The organism is Paraburkholderia phytofirmans (assembly GCF_046028095.1).
Classification (GTDB): domain Bacteria; phylum Pseudomonadota; class Gammaproteobacteria; order Burkholderiales; family Burkholderiaceae; genus Paraburkholderia; species Paraburkholderia phytofirmans_A.
Map to the genome: position 1 here is coordinate 40,152 of NZ_JAQQDJ010000008.1, position 16,563 is coordinate 56,714.

General features: G+C 61.0%; 14 protein-coding genes. 12 read left to right on the plus strand and 2 right to left on the minus strand.

The features are described from left to right. Nucleotides 1–35: 35 nt before the first annotated feature. A complete protein-coding gene (locus tag PQR54_RS22100; RefSeq protein ID WP_408249333.1) occupies nucleotides 36–2,414 on the minus strand; it encodes an acetamidase/formamidase family protein in 2,379 nt (792 codons plus the stop codon). Between the two features lie 174 nt (nucleotides 2,415–2,588). After that, complete coding sequence (locus PQR54_RS22105) at nucleotides 2,589–3,620, minus strand: acetamidase/formamidase family protein (RefSeq protein ID WP_408249335.1); 1,032 nt, start codon at nucleotides 3,618–3,620, stop codon at nucleotides 2,589–2,591. Between the two features lie 1,154 nt (nucleotides 3,621–4,774). Between PQR54_RS22105 and PQR54_RS22110 the strand changes: the two genes are divergently transcribed. From PQR54_RS22110 to PQR54_RS22165, 12 genes are all read left to right on the plus strand, one after another. Then, nucleotides 4,775–5,809, plus strand: a complete 1,035-nt coding sequence (locus PQR54_RS22110; RefSeq protein WP_408249337.1) for a porin — start codon at nucleotides 4,775–4,777, stop codon at nucleotides 5,807–5,809. Nucleotides 5,810–6,002: 193 nt separating this feature from the next. Then, nucleotides 6,003–6,746: a GntR family transcriptional regulator gene (locus tag PQR54_RS22115; protein WP_106285138.1), complete on the plus strand. Its 744-nt coding sequence runs from the start codon at nucleotides 6,003–6,005 to the stop codon at nucleotides 6,744–6,746. Then, complete coding sequence (locus tag PQR54_RS22120; RefSeq protein WP_408249339.1) at nucleotides 6,743–7,522, plus strand: ABC transporter ATP-binding protein; 780 nt, start codon at nucleotides 6,743–6,745, stop codon at nucleotides 7,520–7,522. The genes PQR54_RS22115 and PQR54_RS22120 overlap by 4 nt, the downstream gene beginning before the upstream one ends. A gap of 10 nt (nucleotides 7,523–7,532) precedes the next feature. Beyond that, nucleotides 7,533–8,342: an ABC transporter permease gene (locus tag PQR54_RS22125; RefSeq protein ID WP_408249341.1), complete on the plus strand. Its 810-nt coding sequence runs from the start codon at nucleotides 7,533–7,535 to the stop codon at nucleotides 8,340–8,342. Between the two features lie 98 nt (nucleotides 8,343–8,440). Next, nucleotides 8,441–9,454 carry a zinc-binding dehydrogenase gene (locus tag PQR54_RS22130; RefSeq protein ID WP_408249342.1) on the plus strand — a complete coding sequence of 338 codons (1,014 nt, stop codon included), beginning with the start codon at nucleotides 8,441–8,443 and terminating at the stop codon, nucleotides 9,452–9,454. A gap of 16 nt (nucleotides 9,455–9,470) precedes the next feature. Then, nucleotides 9,471–9,905: a PaaI family thioesterase gene (locus PQR54_RS22135; protein ID WP_408249344.1), complete on the plus strand. Its 435-nt coding sequence runs from the start codon at nucleotides 9,471–9,473 to the stop codon at nucleotides 9,903–9,905. Beyond that, nucleotides 9,902–10,804, plus strand: coding sequence for a VOC family protein (locus PQR54_RS22140; RefSeq protein ID WP_408249346.1), 903 nt, complete (start codon nucleotides 9,902–9,904; stop codon nucleotides 10,802–10,804). The genes PQR54_RS22135 and PQR54_RS22140 overlap by 4 nt, the downstream gene beginning before the upstream one ends. Further along, nucleotides 10,791–12,326 (plus strand): class I adenylate-forming enzyme family protein, encoded by a 1,536-nt coding sequence (locus PQR54_RS22145; protein ID WP_408249348.1) that lies wholly within the window; start codon nucleotides 10,791–10,793, stop codon nucleotides 12,324–12,326. The genes PQR54_RS22140 and PQR54_RS22145 overlap by 14 nt, the downstream gene beginning before the upstream one ends. Before the next feature lie 38 nt (nucleotides 12,327–12,364). Beyond that, nucleotides 12,365–13,960, plus strand: a complete 1,596-nt coding sequence (locus PQR54_RS22150) for a UbiD family decarboxylase (RefSeq protein WP_408249350.1) — start codon at nucleotides 12,365–12,367, stop codon at nucleotides 13,958–13,960. A 71-nt stretch (nucleotides 13,961–14,031) separates the two neighbouring features. Next, nucleotides 14,032–15,036, plus strand: coding sequence for an ABC transporter substrate-binding protein (locus PQR54_RS22155; RefSeq protein ID WP_408249352.1), 1,005 nt, complete (start codon nucleotides 14,032–14,034; stop codon nucleotides 15,034–15,036). 52 nt (nucleotides 15,037–15,088) lie between these two features. Beyond that, nucleotides 15,089–15,676, plus strand: coding sequence for a UbiX family flavin prenyltransferase (locus tag PQR54_RS22160; protein ID WP_408249354.1), 588 nt, complete (start codon nucleotides 15,089–15,091; stop codon nucleotides 15,674–15,676). A gap of 145 nt (nucleotides 15,677–15,821) precedes the next feature. After that, entirely contained in the window at nucleotides 15,822–16,550 is a 729-nt protein-coding gene (locus PQR54_RS22165) for a GntR family transcriptional regulator (protein ID WP_408249356.1), read from the plus strand. Nucleotides 16,551–16,563 lie beyond the last annotated feature (13 nt).

Sequence of the window (16,563 nt, forward strand, 5' to 3'; positions counted from 1 at the left end):
GTACGCACGCGTATTGGAGGTCGCCACTTGTTACTTCATGCGGTGAAGAGCGACTTCCGGATGATTGCGTGCACCCCCCAGTTGCCGTCCACCACCTGTGTGACGCCGAAGTCAACAGCGACCGAGATCAGCGAGATCGCTTCATCTTCGGAAAGGCCCTTGGTTGCCATCAGGAAGCGCCGCGTTTTGATGAACGCGTCGCGCATGGCGAGATCGAGAGTGGATTTTTCGTACACCGCGCTTTGTGCACTGGTGCCGAACTCGGCCAGATAGTTCGGATAGCTGAAGCCATGAAGAACCCATTCGTCAGCGGTTTCGACGAGCGGGTAGGTGAGGTCCGAGAATACTTGGCTGCCGAGCGTCTCTTTCTTGTGAAGCACCAGTTGGAAGTCGCCAGTGAGCGAACATTCGATAGCGGTGCCGCACAGTTCCGAGTCTCCTTGCGATGCATGCGGGTCGCCGACGGAGAGCAGCGCGCCAGGAACCCCGACTGGCAAGAATACGCTCGCTCCGCGCGTAACGCGCCAGTTGTCGAGATTTCCGCCGAAGGTGGACGGCGGAATCGAATCGATCAGACCATCCTGCTGCGGCGCGACGGTGATCACGCCGAAATGCGGACGGACCGGGATCTGGACATTCTTCAGAATGTCGTGATTCTCGACTACGGTCGAATGATCGACTGGCACGCCAGGATAGTCGATCGTCGGATGCATCACGCCAAAGGGATCGCGCTGAGGTGTCCAGCGGAAGTTATAGACTGCGCGCGCGCAGGCGGTTTCGCCAGCAGTGGGGGTGGCATCGAGCTCATAGATGGTGACGACCTCGCGCGGCTTCGGGTCGGTCAATAACTCGCGATAGTGGAACCCCCACCAGGCAGCGGCATTGCTGCCGAACGCACGCCCGGCGAATTTCGGATTGGCGCAGCGACGCGGGTGAATATCGAGGATCCGCACCTCCAGCACATCGCCCGGTTCCGCGCCGCGCACGGCAATCGGTCCGGTACAGATATGCACGCCGAAGCCTTCTCCCGCACCACGTCCGTAGATAGACGCGTCCATGGGACCCGCGCCGCGGCGGTTGACGTTCTTGCGCTCGGCAGTCCAGTGAAACACGCTTTCGGCGCCGGGATCGCCCTGCACCATGCGCTCCCAGTCATCCGCCGCGTGTTGCGTGAGCGTTTCGATCGTCACTGTGTCGCCGCTGTTCAGTTCCAGCGCGGGCTTGATATCGTGACTGAAGTAACCCCAGTGAACCGTGTTGGCCGTTGCTCGCAACAGGTGATGACGCGGCTTGCCCGACTCGCGGGGCGGCGGCGGTGCCGAAGGTGTTTCAGGCGGCTCTGTAAGGTCGGCCTCGTCCGCCGCTTGGTGAACAGCTCCCTGCCCGGCGAGTTCTGCATGCACGAGCAGACTCCCGGCATTGACGGGCAGACCGCGCGAGATGCGCCGCACGAGATGCCGTGCTAATTCGAGACTCGCTTCATGCCGGAAAGTGCGCGGCGAGGCGCCATATTGCTCGCGAAACGCACGGCTGAAATACGCGGGATCGTTGAAGCCCCACCGGAAGCAGACATCCGCGATCGACAGCTTTTCATACAGAGGATTGACCAGATCCGCGCGGCAGCGCTCCAGTCTGCGTGAGCGCAAATAGGTCGAGAAATTCTGTCCGACCGCTTCGAACAGCTTCTGCAGGTATCGCGGCGAGACGCGCTCTTCTCTGGCTATCGATGTCAGCCCGAGATCTGGGTCGGCGAGATTGCCTTCGATGGTTCGACATACGCGCGAAAAAAGCGCCGCCTGAGAGGGCGTGAGTCCGCTGAAGCTGCCTTCCTTGTCGTGACCGACGAGACTTGCAACCAGGAACTCCGCGAGTGCGAGTTCGAGCGGACGCAAATCGTCGAGCGACAACGTCTCCACGCTTTCGGCAATCGAGCGCAGAAAGCTGGAGAACACGTGTCCGATGCCGGCGTCTCCGGGCAAACGTCCGGCACGCAGGGAGAACGGCGTAAGAAGGCGTGCGTTGATGGCAGTGCGGGGCACGCGGATCACGAACGCGCGGAAATCGGAGTTGAACGACAGGAGCGCTTCCTCGCGTGACGACGCATAGACAATGTCGCCGGTAGCAACCCGTGTGCGCACACCGTCGGCGACGAGCATCACGCCGCCGTCGAGATGCAGCACGATCACGAGACTGTCGGCGCCGTCGACCTTGAGCTCGATGGTCTGCGCGAACGCGGCCAGCGCGATCAACTCGAAGCCGTTGCTCGACTTGCGCGACCTGATGGTTCCGTGCGAGTGGCGCGCGGCCGTTTGAGGCGCGCCGCAGCGCAGACCAAGCCGATCGAGCGCCTCATTCCATGCTCGCAGGCGATCTACTTCAGCGTACGACTCGGTAGTGAAACGCAGTAAGTCCAACCCTGGCTCCCGGACCCTGACGAACGTCAGTCGACTGATTGAAAGGCAATGTCCGTGCCATCGGTGACAACGCGGTTAGCTCTACCGCGCTGCGTCATCACGGTGCGTTTTCGCACACTTGTGGCGCAGCGCGCAGCGGTGCGACTACGCACCGTCGTAGCGCACACGCACAGCTTACGCGCGAGGCTTTTTCTTCGGAGGAAAGATGCTTCGGGGGATCTTGCAGTGAATTCCCTGGCGGCCGTCGACCACCTGCGTCACGGAGAAGTCCGCGGCAACGCTCATTAACGAATACGCGTCGTCGCGCGAGAGGCCCTGCTGTTCGGTAAGCAGCAGCAACATGTCACGTGAAGCGTTTTTGGTCGCGACGTCGAGGTCTTCGTCGAAGCCGTGGACGATCCAGTAGTCCGGCGTTTCCAGCAGTGGCGAGGGAAATCTGAAGTCGCGCCGCAGCACGATCTGGAACATCACGTTGAGGGACGCCTCGATCGCGGTGCCGCTGATTTCGCCGTCGCCTTGCGATACATGCGGGTCGCCGATCGAGAACAACCCGCCATCCACGGCGACCGGGTAGTACATGGTGGAGCCCGCGCCGATGCGCCAGTTATCGATATTGCCGCCATGCGCGCCCGGCGGCACGGTGCTCACGCGGCCTGCCACGTCAGGCGCGACGCCTGCCGTGCCCAGATGGGGGCGCACTGGCACGCGAATGCCTTCGAGTGCGAGTTCGCGGCAGCAGTCGCGGATCTCCGAGCGTTTGCCCGGTACGAGATATTTGCCGGGATAGTCATACGCATACAGCGCGTGAGCCGTATTCGATGCCTGATCGAGTTCGTAAATAGTGACGCGTTCCTTCTCGAAGTCAGTGAAGAGATGGCCCCAGTGTGCGGCGAGATTCGAGCCGTAGTTGAAGCGCGGAATCATTTGCAGATAGCGCACCTCGAGCAGATCGCCGGGTTTTGCGTCTTTCACGAAGATCGGCCCGGTCATCAAATGCACGCCGGGTTGGCGATCGGCTTCGGGAATCGTGTCGTAGAGCGTGCGCACCCTGTCATCCATCATGAGTTCGGGGGCGTCGCCTGCGTGATGCGTGACCGCTTCCGCGCGAACGAAGTCGCCACTCTCCACGATCAGTGCGGGCGCTAGCGCCGCGTCAAAATATCCCCAGTGAACATTTTTCTGGATGGCAGGCAGGTCGTGAAGCATGCTTTCCTAAGCTCCGTAAGAGTGTGCGATCGGTGCGACGTGACCGATGACAGATCGTACGAGCGACAGAATAGATAGACTTGGGCGACAGCGTACAAAAGCTTGTGCGTAGACGAATTAGCTAGCGGCGTCACCCGGCTGCCGCGGGTCTCAGGCCACAACTGGATTCGTTCGTGTCCCGATTCATCTCACTGACGGTCGGAAACGCGCAACCGGCATTGCGGACGTTCGCCTCGCGGCACCCCTTGCTGGCAAAGCGCTGCCTCACACCGCGGGAAGAGCTCAAGACGTTGCGAAACAGCAAGACGAGCGACGGAGCCGCCGCTACATTGATCCCCAACCCACATGCCGGCGCGCTCACCCGTTGCCGACGGGGGTATCCACCTTCAGCTGCTTCTTTGCGCGAATCAACACGCGTCAACCTATTTCAAGCGGTCGGTCGAAGTCCTCGACACCGGAAATCGAAGTGATCTACATGATCAGGAAAGGGCAGGTGAAGGACGACGGCGTCACACAAACCGCTGCCGCCAAGTGAAATTCGTTGGTGGCATAAGGACTCCTTCCCGCCGCGGAATTTTCTCGACTCGCCGGACCTTATCGCAACACAACCTCCAGCGCAGCCCGCGGCTTTCATCAGCGGATACGCGACGTACCAACGCACGTCAGAATCATCTCCAGCGGATACTGCGAGACGTTCTCTGCCTTGGACAGCGCGGGGTTCCGTGTCTTTGTCGATTCTTTCATCGGCGACCTTGTATCGCCGGAATTCTAGCGTCCATCTTTTACTGCGACACAAACCAAAGATTGCCCGGTACTAAGTCCACGAGGCGCTCTTCTCATGTTGCTCAACTTCCAGCAGCAACCTGCGCTCCCGGCGCCGCGCAAAAAAAGCGGACTCTGGATGGCAAATGTGAGACCCGCGCGTAAGCACCTCACGCTTGATATGTCCAGAAAATATCTGTTGTGCTTCTCTTTTTTGTCGTTCTAAAGTCAACTGTCGATCGCTTACCAATTATTTGTGAGCACCTCACGGATCTGCTCTTCTTGCTTGCTTGGTGCAGGACATAAATCGACAAAGCTGCTCACACTGAGATGATTAGTAATCCGACATTAACTATCTACCGAAACGGGAATATGAAATGCGCAAGATGGCCATGGCTTGTTCTGCAGCACTCGTTGCACTTGGCACCGTGACAGTGACGCCGGCCCGGGCCGAGGTCACGCTGTACGGCATTCTCGATACGTACCTGGGTTATACGAACGCAGGCGGAAAGGGCGCGCAGACGGCGATGCAGAGCGGCGGTCTGTCGGCAAGCCGCGTAGGGATCAGAGGGAGCGAAGATCTCGGCGGCGGCCTGCGTGCGACCTTCGATCTCGAGAACGGCATCCTCACGAACTCGGGCGCGGCGACGGATTCGACGCTCGCCTTCAGCCGCAATGCGTGGGTCGGTCTCGGCACGCCGTATGGCGAGTTCCGTTTCGGTCGTCAGAACTCGGTGCTGCTGCTGATGCACAGCAAGTTCGACGCGTTCTCCGGCGGCACCTACGGCTCGTTTCTTCACAACGCATCGACGTTCGTGTTCCGTTACGACAACATGATCACGTACTGGTCGCCGAACGTCGCCGGATTCACGTTCTCCGCGGGTGCGAGCCTGGGCGGTCAGACGTCGCCGCATGACGCGCTGAATGCCTACGTCGGCTCGATCGACTATCAGCGCGGCCCGCTGTACCTCGGCGTCAGCCACGCGGAACAGAACGGCGCGAACGGAAAAGTCAATACGAAGACGACATTTGCCGGCGGCAGTTATCAATTCGGCAGTTTGACGGGCTATTTCGGCTATTACCGCGGCAACAACCTCGGCTCGAATATCTCGACCAATGTCGAAGGCAAATACCACAGCGTCTATTCGCTATCGACGACCTTTAACGTCACACCGGCGCTACGGCTCGCGGCCGGCGTCGGCTACGCGCAGGATAGTTCAGGCAAGGATAACAATGCGGGAGAAGTGAGCGTCGGCGCGTTCTACAGCTTCAGCAAGCGGACGCTGGTCTACGGAACGCTTGAACGGCTCGTGAACCGTCACGGCGCGACCTATGCGCTGATCGCCAATGGACCCATTACACCGAACACGCCGACGCGCGGAGAAGGCGTGACCGGCGCGCAGCTCGGGATACTGCATTCGTTCTGACGGCTTGAGGGCGCAGTGAACTGCCATTTGGATATGTCATGCGAAAGAGGCCGCAAAGCGGCATCGTGTATCGCTGAACAGCTCAGAAGTCACGTTTTTTTTGCGTGCATTTTTTTAATGGCTGTTCTAAGTTAACTCATCACCTGCCCACACGGATCGTTGTGAGCAGCCTACGAGACGAAGGAGAGGTGTCGTGAAAGATCCTGCAGCTCCGACGGTGGAATTGATTGACTGTTCGAACGAAGCAAAACTTCTCAGTGAGCGTGCGTGTTCCGCGATCCGTCAGGACATCCTGTCCTGCGTGATCGAGCCGGCCGCCACGCTGACCGAAAGCGCGCTGACTGCACGCTACGGCATCGGCAAGGCAACCTGCAGGGTGGCGCTGCAGCGTCTCGCGCAGGAAGGCTTTGTACGCATCGTGCCGCGTCAGGGTTATGTGGTGACGCCGATTACGTTGAAGGATGTCGAAGAAGTGTTTGCGCTTCGCCTTGAGCTTGAACCGCTGTCTGCGCGGCTCGCTGCGGGCAAGGCGGATATCGACCTGTTGACGCGGCTGGAGCGCGCGTGCCGCAACGACGATACGTCGCTTGGCATCGGCAGCCGGATCGGCATATTCATGGACGCAAATGCCGCTTTCCACATGGCAATCGCCGAATGTTCGGGTAACGGCCGGCTGGTGCGCATGCTGGGCGGCCTGCTCAACGATATGGCGCGGCTCGTGTCGCTCGGCTTCGGCGTGCAGAACACGAAACCGGAGATCCGCCATGACCACACCGCGATGATCAGCGCCCTCGCGAGCGGCGACGGCAAACGCGCCGAGCAGATCGCGCACCGGCATGTGGCGACGTTCCGCGACATGACGATGGAAAAGGTAATGGCGAGCCTGCGCGACACGCATGCTGGCGCTCCGATCGTCCCGCTGCGAGGCGCACGATGAACGCGGTGACTACTCAGGCCATGTTTGAGAAGGCAGCCACGGCACGCAACGCGGTGGAAGTGGAGCACGTTTCGAAACATTACGGCAAGCTGGCGGTGCTTGAAGACATCAGTCTTACCGCGCCTTCGGGTTCTGTGTTGGCGATCGTTGGCGCGTCCGGATGCGGCAAGAGCACGTTGCTCAACATCATCGCAGGGTTGATGCAGGCTGATCATGGCGACGTGCGGATCGACGGAGTCGCCAGCGAGCCGACGCACGATACGCGCGTGGTCAGCTACATGTTTCAGGAAGACCGCCTGCTACCCTGGCGCACGATTGTAGCGAACACGGAGTTTGGTCTTGAAGCGGGTTCGCTCAATGCCGAACGGCGGCGCGAACGCGCGCTGGCCGCGTTGAAAATGACCGGCCTTGAAGGATTCGAGCACGCGTACCCGCACGAGCTCTCGGGTGGCATGCGCAGCAGGGTGGCGCTCGCGCGCAGCCTCGTCGTGAAGCCGTACATCCTGTTGATGGACGAGCCGTTTTCGAAGCTCGATCCGCAGATGCGTTCGCAGATGCACGCGGAACTGCTGCGAATCCGCGAACAGTTGAAGATGACTGTCGTATTCGTCACACATGACGTGGAAGAAGCCATCGTGCTCGCAGATAAGGTGGTTGTGCTGCGTCCGCGGCCGGGACGCGTGCGCGATGCGCTGACGATCGACTTGCCGCGGCCGCGCGATCCGCTTGCCGCCGAAGTCGCGGAAACGGTGCGCCGCGTGCGCGCTCTCATTTAAGGACGTTGCGATGTCTTCTGTTTCGACCGCTGGTTCTGTTTCTCCCGCACGGTTTGGCCAACTGACGCGTTTTGCGAAAGTCGCCGGTCAACGTCTTTCGCTGCTCGCCATCTTCCTGATCCTGTGGTGGCTTGCGGCGCAACGTGTGCCGGCATTCATCCTGCCTGGTCCGGGAAAGACGTGGAACGCGCTGCTTGACCTGATCGCCACCGGCACCTTTGCCGAGGACCTCGGCATTACGCTGTACCGCGTCGTCGCAGGCTTCCTGCTGGCCGCGCTGGTCGGCACGCCGATCGGCATCCTGCTCGGCGCGAACCGGCGGCTCGGCAGTTTTTGCGAGCCGGTACTGTCGGTGGTCAACACGGTATCCGCGGCGATCTGGGCCATCTTTGCGTTGATCTGGTTCGGCATCTCGAACGGCACGACCATCTTCGTCGTGTTCATGGAAGCGATGCCGCTGATTCTCACGAACGTGTGGCAGGGTGCGCAAAGCGTCAATGCCGAATACGTAGAGCTTGCCCGCAGCTTTCAGATGTCACGCAGCAAGGTGATGACCAAAATCTATCTGCCCACCGTGCTGCCGTATTTCTTCTCCGGTGCGCGCCTCGCTTTCGGATTCGGCTGGCGGGTGTCGCTGGTGGCGGAGACGATCGGTTCGTCGAACGGCGTCGGCTACCGGCTGCGTCAGGCGGCAGATCTTGTTCAGACCGATCAGGTGTTCGCATGGACGCTCACTATGGTCGTGCTGATGGTGGTACTCGAGTACGGCATTCTCAAGCCGCTTGAAAGCCACCTGTTCCGCTGGAAGAAGCGAGCATAGAAAACGGGCTCGCGGCGCGCTGCTACCGCGCCGCGAGCGGAAGTGGTCGAACATTTACGAAGAAGTAGCGCGTTTGCATTCTATAAATAGGAGTACATATGAGCAGCACGATGAAGGCTTTGATTCTCTCCGAACACGGTGACGTCGACAAACTCCATGTCGGTGAGATGCCAATGCCGAAGGCAGTGCCCGGTCACGTGGTCATCCGCGTGCGTGCGTCGTCTTTCAACTATCACGACGTCTTTACGGTGAAGGGTATGCCGGGCATCAAGGTGCCGCTGCCTGTGGTCATCGGTCTGGATATGGCGGGAGAGATCACTGAGGTTGGCGACAATGTCGAAAACTGGTCGGTCGGCGCACGCGTGCTCGTCAATCCGCTCAACAGGAAGAAAGGCCTGATGGGCGAAATGCTCGACGGCGGCATGGCGCAATACTGCCTCGTCAGCGCGGACCAGTTGATCGCAATGCCCGAAGGCGTGACGTTCGAAGAAGCGGCGTCGCTGCCGGTCGCCTACGGTACGGCACACCGGATGCTCGTCACGCACAACACCATCAAGCCGGGCGATCGTGTAGTCATTCTGGGTGCGAGCGGCGGCGTCGGAACAGGCTGCGTGACGCTTGCCAAAATGCTCGGCGCCGAAGTGATCGCGGCCGCCGGCAGCGCGGACAAGGCTGAACGGCTCAAAGCGATGGGCGCCGATCACGTGATCAACTATCGCGACACCGATTTCTCGAAGTGGGTCATCGAGAAATACGGCAAGCCGCAACGCCGCAGCTATGAAGGCGGCGCGGACGTCGTAATCAATTTCACCGGCGGCGATACATGGGTGCCGTCGCTCAAATGCATCAAACGCGGCGGCAGCCTGCTCGTCTGCGGTGCGACCGCGGGCCACGATCCGAAGGAAGACCTGCGCTACATCTGGAGCTTCGAGATTCGCGTGATCGGGTCGAACAGTTTCTATGACGACAACCTCTCCGCACTGATGGAATTGATCCGTACCAGGAAGATCGCGGTGCAGATCGACAAGGTGTTGCCGCTTGAGCAGGCCGCCGAAGGCCTGCGCATGATTCGCGATCGGGAAGTACTCGGCAAGATTGTCGTTACCCCATAAAAATACGGAGACTCGAATGGCTGATAACCAGCAACTTACCGCGGAGCAGGTTCAGGCAATGCTCACGCGCGGTCCTTATCATCAGTGGCTCGGTCTGCGTGTGCTCGAAGTCGGCGAGGGCTCGATCGAAATCGCCGCGACGTGGCGCGAAGAGTGGGTCGTGAACCCCGAACGCCGCTATACGCATGGCGGCATTCTTGCCGCGCTTGTGGACCTCACGGCCGATTGGGCGCTGGTGTCGAAAACAGGCCGCGGCGTACCGACGATCGATTTGCGCGTCGACTATCACCGCGCGGCTATGCCCGGCGACCTCATCGCTCGCGGCAACGTCGTGAAGTTCGGGAGCGCGATTTCTGTTGCAGAGGCACACATCTACGACCAGTCCGGCGCGCTGCTCGCGAGCGGCCGGGGCGTCTATTCCACCGCGCCCGCACCCGCGCCGAAGGCATGATGAATACGGCGACATCGACGCTCGACCATGTCGTCGTGAACGCGATGTTCGAAACCGACGCCGCGGCGTCGTGTTTCGAAGCGCTCGGCTTTGCACTGACCCCGCGCGGCTATCACTCGCTTGGCTCGGTCAATCACCTGATTATGTTCGACGGACATTATCTCGAACTGGTCGGCCTGCCGCCCGGCGCCACCACGTTGCGGCGGGAGATTCTCGAAAGCCGTCTGGGTATAGACGGCCTCGTGTTCAAGACCGACGACGCGCAGGAAACCTATGCGCGGTTGATCGACGCCGGCTTGCGTGCCAGTGAACCGCAGTCCTTCACGCGGCCGGTCGACATTGAAGGCGTCGAGCAGATCGCCCGTTTCCGGACAGCCCGGCTCGCAGCCCAGGAACTGTCCGCCGGGCGCGTCTATTTCTGCGAGCACCTCACGCCGCAATGGGTCTTCCGCACGGAATGGACGGAACATCCGAACGGCGCGCGACGCCTGAAGGAATGTGTGATCGTGAGCAGCGACCCGCAGCTCGAGGCGCGCCGCTATGCGCTGATCGCCGGCGAGTCGGATTTCACATCGCCGTCCGCCCGCTACTCGCGCATTGCGTTGCGTGATTTCGATCTGGACTTTATAGATGTCGCGGCGTACCGCGCACGCTATGGCGACCTCGTATGCAACGCAGCAGGGCGCGACAGCTATTTTGGAGCGGTCGTCGTCGAGGTGAGCGATCTTGCGGCGATGCGTGCACGTCTGGAGGCGCTTACGTCCCACGTCGACGAGCGCGTCGCGCGGCTAATGGCGCCGGTCCATGTGCACAGCGGCGCGTCGTCCGTTGTCGTGCTGTTAGGCGAACTCAATACTGTCATTGAATTTATCGGAGCAGTTGAACATGCCCACGCCTGAGAATCTCGGCGATTTGATCGACGCCGACGGCGATCCGTGCAAGCTTGCAGTGATCGCGCTTGGGGAGCCGGATGAAACAGGCTGCCCGTGGCACGACACGCGTATGACCTACGGGGAACTCGACGCGCTGACAGACGGCGTCGCACGTGCACTGGCGCGGCGCGGTCTGAAAATCGGCGAGCGCGTTGCCATTCTTGCAGCGAATCGCGCCGAATATGTCGCGGCGCTGCTTGGCATCATGCGTGCGGGAATGGTCGCCGTGCCCGTCAATTTCAGGTTTCCGCCCGCGCTTTCCACTTTTGTGATCCGCGATAGCGGTGCACGTCTCGTGTTTTGCGACGCCGCGCGAATTGCCGATTGCCCGCACGATCTGCCAACAGTCGTATTCGATTCGACCGGCGAGGCAAGTTTCGCTTCGTTCGTTGAACCTGGCCCGTTCGAGACTTTCGTGCCGCCCGCCGACATGCCGGCGATGTTTCTCTATACGTCCGGCTCGACCGGCAAGCCGAAGGGCGTGATGCTCTCGCACGGCAGCCATCTGTGGGTGGCGCGTACGCGAGCGCGCGCGCAGCCGCCTGCGGCGCATCGCTTTCTGGTGGCCGCGCCCATGTATCACATGAACGCGCTGACGCTCGTGCTGATGTCGTTGTATGGGCACGGTACCGTCGTACTGCTTCCGCAATTTACCGCGCGCATGTACATCACGGCAATCGAGCGATATCGGGTCACGTGGCTCACCTCTGTCCCGCCGATGATCGCGATGATGCTGCGCGAAAGGGAGTTGCTTGCGCGCACGGATCTTTCATCGGTGCGCTTCATCCGGATGGGCTCGGCGCCCGTCAGCGAGAGTCTGCTTGCGCAGATCGGCGAGGTGCTGCCGAACGCGAAGCTCACTAACGTCTATGGTACGACCGAGGGCGGGCCGATCGTGTTCGGGCCACATCCGCAAGGGATCGAGCCGCCGTTGCTGTCGGTCGGATATCCCCATCCTGAAGTCAGCGTCAAGTTGCTCGACGCACCGCCGACAGGTGTTGCGACCGGCGTGCTGACCGTAAAAAGCCCGGCCGTCATGCTCGGTTACCACAACCGGCCGGACCTGCCTTTGCCGATGACCGCAGACGGCTTCTATGTGACGGGCGACGTATTTCACCGCGACGAACAGGGCTTCTATGCGTTCGTCGGCCGTGCGGACGACATGTTCGTGTCGGGCGGCGAAAACATCTTTCCCGGTGAAGTCGAGCAAATGCTCGAGACGCACCCGGATATCGTCCAGGCTTGCGTGGTGCCGGTTGCCGACGACATCAAGGGAACCAAGCCGGTAGCGTTCGTGGTGCGGCGCACGGGAGCGTCGCTAACGGAAGAGGAAGCCAAACGGTATGCGCTGACGCATGCGCCCGCATATCAGCACCCGCGGCGCGTGTGGTTCGTCGATGCATTGCCGCTTGCGTCCACGAACAAGATCGATCGCGCCGCATTGAAAGCCATAGCGCTTGCGTCGCTGCAGGATAGCGAGACCACGTAAGTGAAACCGACACGACATTCAACATCATGGAGTTCAGTATGAACGAGAACTTTCGCGAGTTCCTGGAACGCCTGCGCGCGGCACAGCAACTGGTCGATATCCGGCAACCCGTCGATATCCGCCACGTGGGCACGCTCGTCGACCAGAGCGACAAGGCGCTCCTGTTTCATAACGTGATCGGCTACGAAATGCCGCTGCTCTCGGGCATTATCCGCACGCAGGAGCGCGCGATGATGGCAATGGGTTGCGACAGCTACTCCGAAATCGAAAAGATGCTGGCGCATGGCATTCAGAACCCGATTCCGCCCAAATACGTCGCCACGTCGGCCACGAAAGAAGTGATCTACAAAGGCGACGAGGTCGATCTGTTCCGCCTGCCCATTCCGATGTCTTCGATTTTCGACGGCGGCCCGATGATTACCGCGGGTATCGTGATTTCGCGCGATCCGGAGTACGGCCTGAACAGCGGCATTTACCGCTTCATGGTCAAGGAAAAGGCGCTGAGCGGTATCGACATCGTGACGCCGAACAACATGCGCATGTTCGCGCAGCGTGCCTACGAGCAGGGACGTCCGTGCCCGATCTCCATTTCGATCGGCAACCACCCGATGGAAATCATGGGCGCCGGCTATCGCGCACCCATCGGCGTGGATGAAATGGCAATCGCGGGCGGCATTCGCGGCGTGGCGGTCGAATTGGCGCCTTGCGAGACCGTCGATCTGCCTTATATCGCCGACTCGGAAATCGTGATCGAAGCCGAAATCCTGCCGACGGGCTGGACTCAGCCGGAAGGCCGTTTCGGCGAATTCACCGCATTGATGGGCGGGCTGCACTGGAACCCGGATGTGCGGATCAAGGCAATCATGCATCGGCGCGACGCGATGTATTACTCGCTGCACATGCCGTGGGAAAACACGTGGCTCGCGGCACCGACGCGCTATCAGGCGATCCGCAGCGCGCTGCGTACGGCCGGCGTGCAGGTGAAGGATATCAACGTGACGTTGGGCGGCCGCGCGTTCTGGCATGCGGTTATTTCGATCAGGAAGCAGGCGGGCGAAGGCAAGAACGCGCTGCTGGCGGCGCTGTCGGTGATGGATTTGAAGCACGTGGTGGTCGTCGATGACGACATCGACGTGTTCAACGGCGAACAGGTCGAATGGGCGATCGCGACGCGCGTGCAGGGCGACCGCGATCTGATCGTGATTCCCGGCGCACGCGCCAAGCCGCTCGACCCGAGTCTGCCGGTGATGCCGCCCGGTATGGTGCCGACGGGCGCCAAAGTCGGTGTGGACGCAACGATCTCCGAAGGCATTCCGCACGAGCGCTACGAGCGCATTTCCTATGCGTACGCAGATACGGCGAAGATCGCGGACTACGTAGGCGGGAAGGCGGATACGGTGCATGTGTCGGAGCCGGAGCAGGTGGAGCAAGCCGCAACCGAGGCGCTCGCGCTCATCGGCGACACGCCGCTTTACTACACCGAACTCGCCGAGCGGCTGTCGAAGTACGACTTCCGCACGCTGGCTCGCGCGCTCGGCGAACTGCATGAACGCAAGCAGTTGTGGAAAACCGCGGAGGGCAAGCTGTGCGTGCGCGGTTCGCGCTTCGACGCCTTGCCGCCGACACGGCGCTAAGTGGCGCGATGTCGTTGAGTGCGCTGCGCGGGCCGGCAGCGCTCCATCCACTCCATTAATGAGTTGACCTGATGCAACCTTACCTGCTTGCAAGGCGTGTGCTGTTTGCCGCCGTGATGTCCCTGCTCGCACTGTCCGCGCAGGCCGCGCCGCTGCGCATCGGCTACTGGACGAGCGGTGTGAGCCTCGGCCTCGGCGCGGTACTGGAAACCGGTGATTTCCTGAAGAAAGCCGGCATCGACGACGCGCGTTTCGTGCACTTCGCCGAGGTCAACGCACCGGCGAGCGGACTCGCCGCCAACGTGATCGACGTGAGCTTCAGCGTGGCGGGCGCGAGCGCGTTCAGCATCGCGGCGACCGGCGTGCCGATCAAGATCTTCGGAGCGACGGCGCCAGCCGATGTCACATTTGTCACGCCATCCGACTCGCAGATCCAGTCGATCGCGCAGCTGCGCGGCAAGAAGATCGGCATGTCGCCGTCGGGGAGTTCGGTCGCGTTGATGACGGCTGCGGTGCTCAAAGCGAATTACGGCTTCAACGCCGGCGATTATTCGCTGGTGCCGGGCAACGAGGCGCGCCTCGCGCAGTTTCTCGTGCAGCACCAGGTCGACGCCGCGGCGCTGCGTTCCGTCACGGTCGCGCAATTGACGGAAGTTAAGACGCGGCGTCTCGGCACGCTGGTGGAAGAATGGCACAAGCTGACGAAATCCGATGCGATGCCGTATCTGGGCGTGGCTGCGGCACGCACGGAATTGATTCAGCGAGACCCGCAATCCGTCGCGAAGCTGATCGTCGCGATTCACAATGCAATCGCCTGGGGCAACGCGCATCCGGATCAGGTCGCGGCGGTCCTGCAGAAAGTCGCGAATCTTCCCGCAAGCGACGCGCAGATCTACGCCGCGCATTGGGCCGAGCTGAACAGCATTTCTTTCGAACCAGTCGATATCGAGACGCTCAAGCGCGAGCAGCAGATCTTCACGGCGAGCGGTTCGATTAAAGGCACGCTTCCGCCCGATGTATTCGTCACCGGGCCGTATCAAACTGCGAAGAAGATCATAGCGGGTCAAAAGCCATGATGACCCGTTTGCGCGGGCAATGGCGGTATCCGGTGGATAAAGGAGATGTTGCATGAGATCTCAATGCGCAGCACGGCGACGCATCGTGGTCGGTATCAGCGGCGCTTCGGGCGCGATCTACGGTGTGCGTTTGCTTCGTCTGTTACGCGAGCTCGAGGTGGAGTCACACCTCGTGGTGAGCCGTTCGGCGCAGGTGACGCTTGCGCAGGAGTTGCAGATGCGGCTCGCCGATCTGCAGGCACTTGCGGATGTCAACTATCCGAACACCGATATTGGTGCGGCGATTTCGAGCGGCTCGTTTCGCGTCGACGGTATGATCGTTGCGCCGTGTTCGATCAAGACGCTGTCGGAAGTGGCCACCGGCTGTACCAGTTCGCTGCTGTCGCGAGCGGCGGACGTAATGCTGAAAGAACGTCGCCGTCTCGTGCTGATGGTGCGGGAGACGCCGTTGCATGCGGGTCATATCCGCAGTCTCGCAACTGTCACGGACGCCGGTGCGATCGTCTATCCGCCAGTGCCGGCGTTCTACGCGCTGCCGCAAACGCTCGAACAGATGGTCGATCATACGCTCGGGCGCGTGCTCGACCTGTTCGATATCGAATCACGAACCGTACGCCGATGGAGCGGGACTGCTGGCTGATAAACAGTGCGACACGGTGTGCTTATTTTGTGTTCAGTTTACTTCCCGATATGCATCTCCTAGAATGAACTGGGTTGGTGAGGTGCCTACAGAATGACGTAAGCATAATACACAGCCATTCCTGGATAGAGCGCACGGGGGCAACATGGTAGGGAAATCAGTTTCTGGGGGCAACGCCACGGCCGAGGGCAAGTTGCTGGGAGAGTCGACTTATCTGGCCATGCGGCAGGCGATACTGTCCTGCTCGCTGAAACCAGGCAGCATGCTGACCGAGGCTGCGCTGATGGAGCAATATGGCGTCGGCAAGTCGACGTGCCGGCTGGCGCTTGCGCGTCTCACGCACGAAGGGCTCGTGCGTTCGGTGCCGCGACACGGCTACGTCGTCGTGCCGGTCACGCTGAAGGATGTCGAGGAGGTGTTCGCGCTGCGGCTCATTCTCGAACCCGAGGCGGCGCGGCTCGCGGCCGGCAAGGTGGACGCAAAGGCGCTGATGCGGATCGATCGCGCCGCGCGCGGCAATACGGCGTCGAAGAATCACGGCAACCGGATCGGTTTTTTCCTCGATGCGAACCGGGAGTTTCATCTGGTGATCGCAATGGCATCGGGCAACGACCGTCTGGTGCGCAGCATCTCGGTGCTGTTCGACGAAATGGCGCGGCTGGTGGCGCTCGGTTTCAGCGACGAAGACGACAGCCCGGAAATCTCCGACGACCACCGGCAACTGGTCGAGGTGCTGTCGGCAGGCGACGGCAAGTCGGGCGCGCGCATTACGCGCCGGCATATCGAGAAGTTTCGGGACATGACGATGGAGCGCGTGCTGCGCAGCATGAAGCAGGACTTCGAGCATGCGCCGCTAGTAGCGATAGGCAGGTAATACGGAGATTCCG

Coding starts and splice junctions, on each gene's coding strand:
- PQR54_RS22155 (WP_408249352.1), top strand. CDS start 14,032: ATGCAACCTTACCTGCTTGCAAGGCGTGTGCTGTTTGCCGCCGTGATG.
- PQR54_RS22110 (WP_408249337.1), top strand. CDS start 4,775: ATGGCTTGTTCTGCAGCACTCGTTGCACTTGGCACCGTGACAGTGACG.
- PQR54_RS22145 (WP_408249348.1), top strand. CDS start 10,791: ATGCCCACGCCTGAGAATCTCGGCGATTTGATCGACGCCGACGGCGAT.
- PQR54_RS22125 (WP_408249341.1), top strand. CDS start 7,533: ATGTCTTCTGTTTCGACCGCTGGTTCTGTTTCTCCCGCACGGTTTGGC.
- PQR54_RS22150 (WP_408249350.1), top strand. CDS start 12,365: ATGAACGAGAACTTTCGCGAGTTCCTGGAACGCCTGCGCGCGGCACAG.
- PQR54_RS22105 (WP_408249335.1), bottom strand. CDS start 3,620: ATGCTTCACGACCTGCCTGCCATCCAGAAAAATGTTCACTGGGGATAT.
- PQR54_RS22160 (WP_408249354.1), top strand. CDS start 15,089: ATGAGATCTCAATGCGCAGCACGGCGACGCATCGTGGTCGGTATCAGC.
- PQR54_RS22165 (WP_408249356.1), top strand. CDS start 15,822: ATGGTAGGGAAATCAGTTTCTGGGGGCAACGCCACGGCCGAGGGCAAG.
- PQR54_RS22120 (WP_408249339.1), top strand. CDS start 6,743: ATGAACGCGGTGACTACTCAGGCCATGTTTGAGAAGGCAGCCACGGCA.
- PQR54_RS22130 (WP_408249342.1), top strand. CDS start 8,441: ATGAGCAGCACGATGAAGGCTTTGATTCTCTCCGAACACGGTGACGTC.
- PQR54_RS22135 (WP_408249344.1), top strand. CDS start 9,471: ATGGCTGATAACCAGCAACTTACCGCGGAGCAGGTTCAGGCAATGCTC.
- PQR54_RS22140 (WP_408249346.1), top strand. CDS start 9,902: ATGATGAATACGGCGACATCGACGCTCGACCATGTCGTCGTGAACGCG.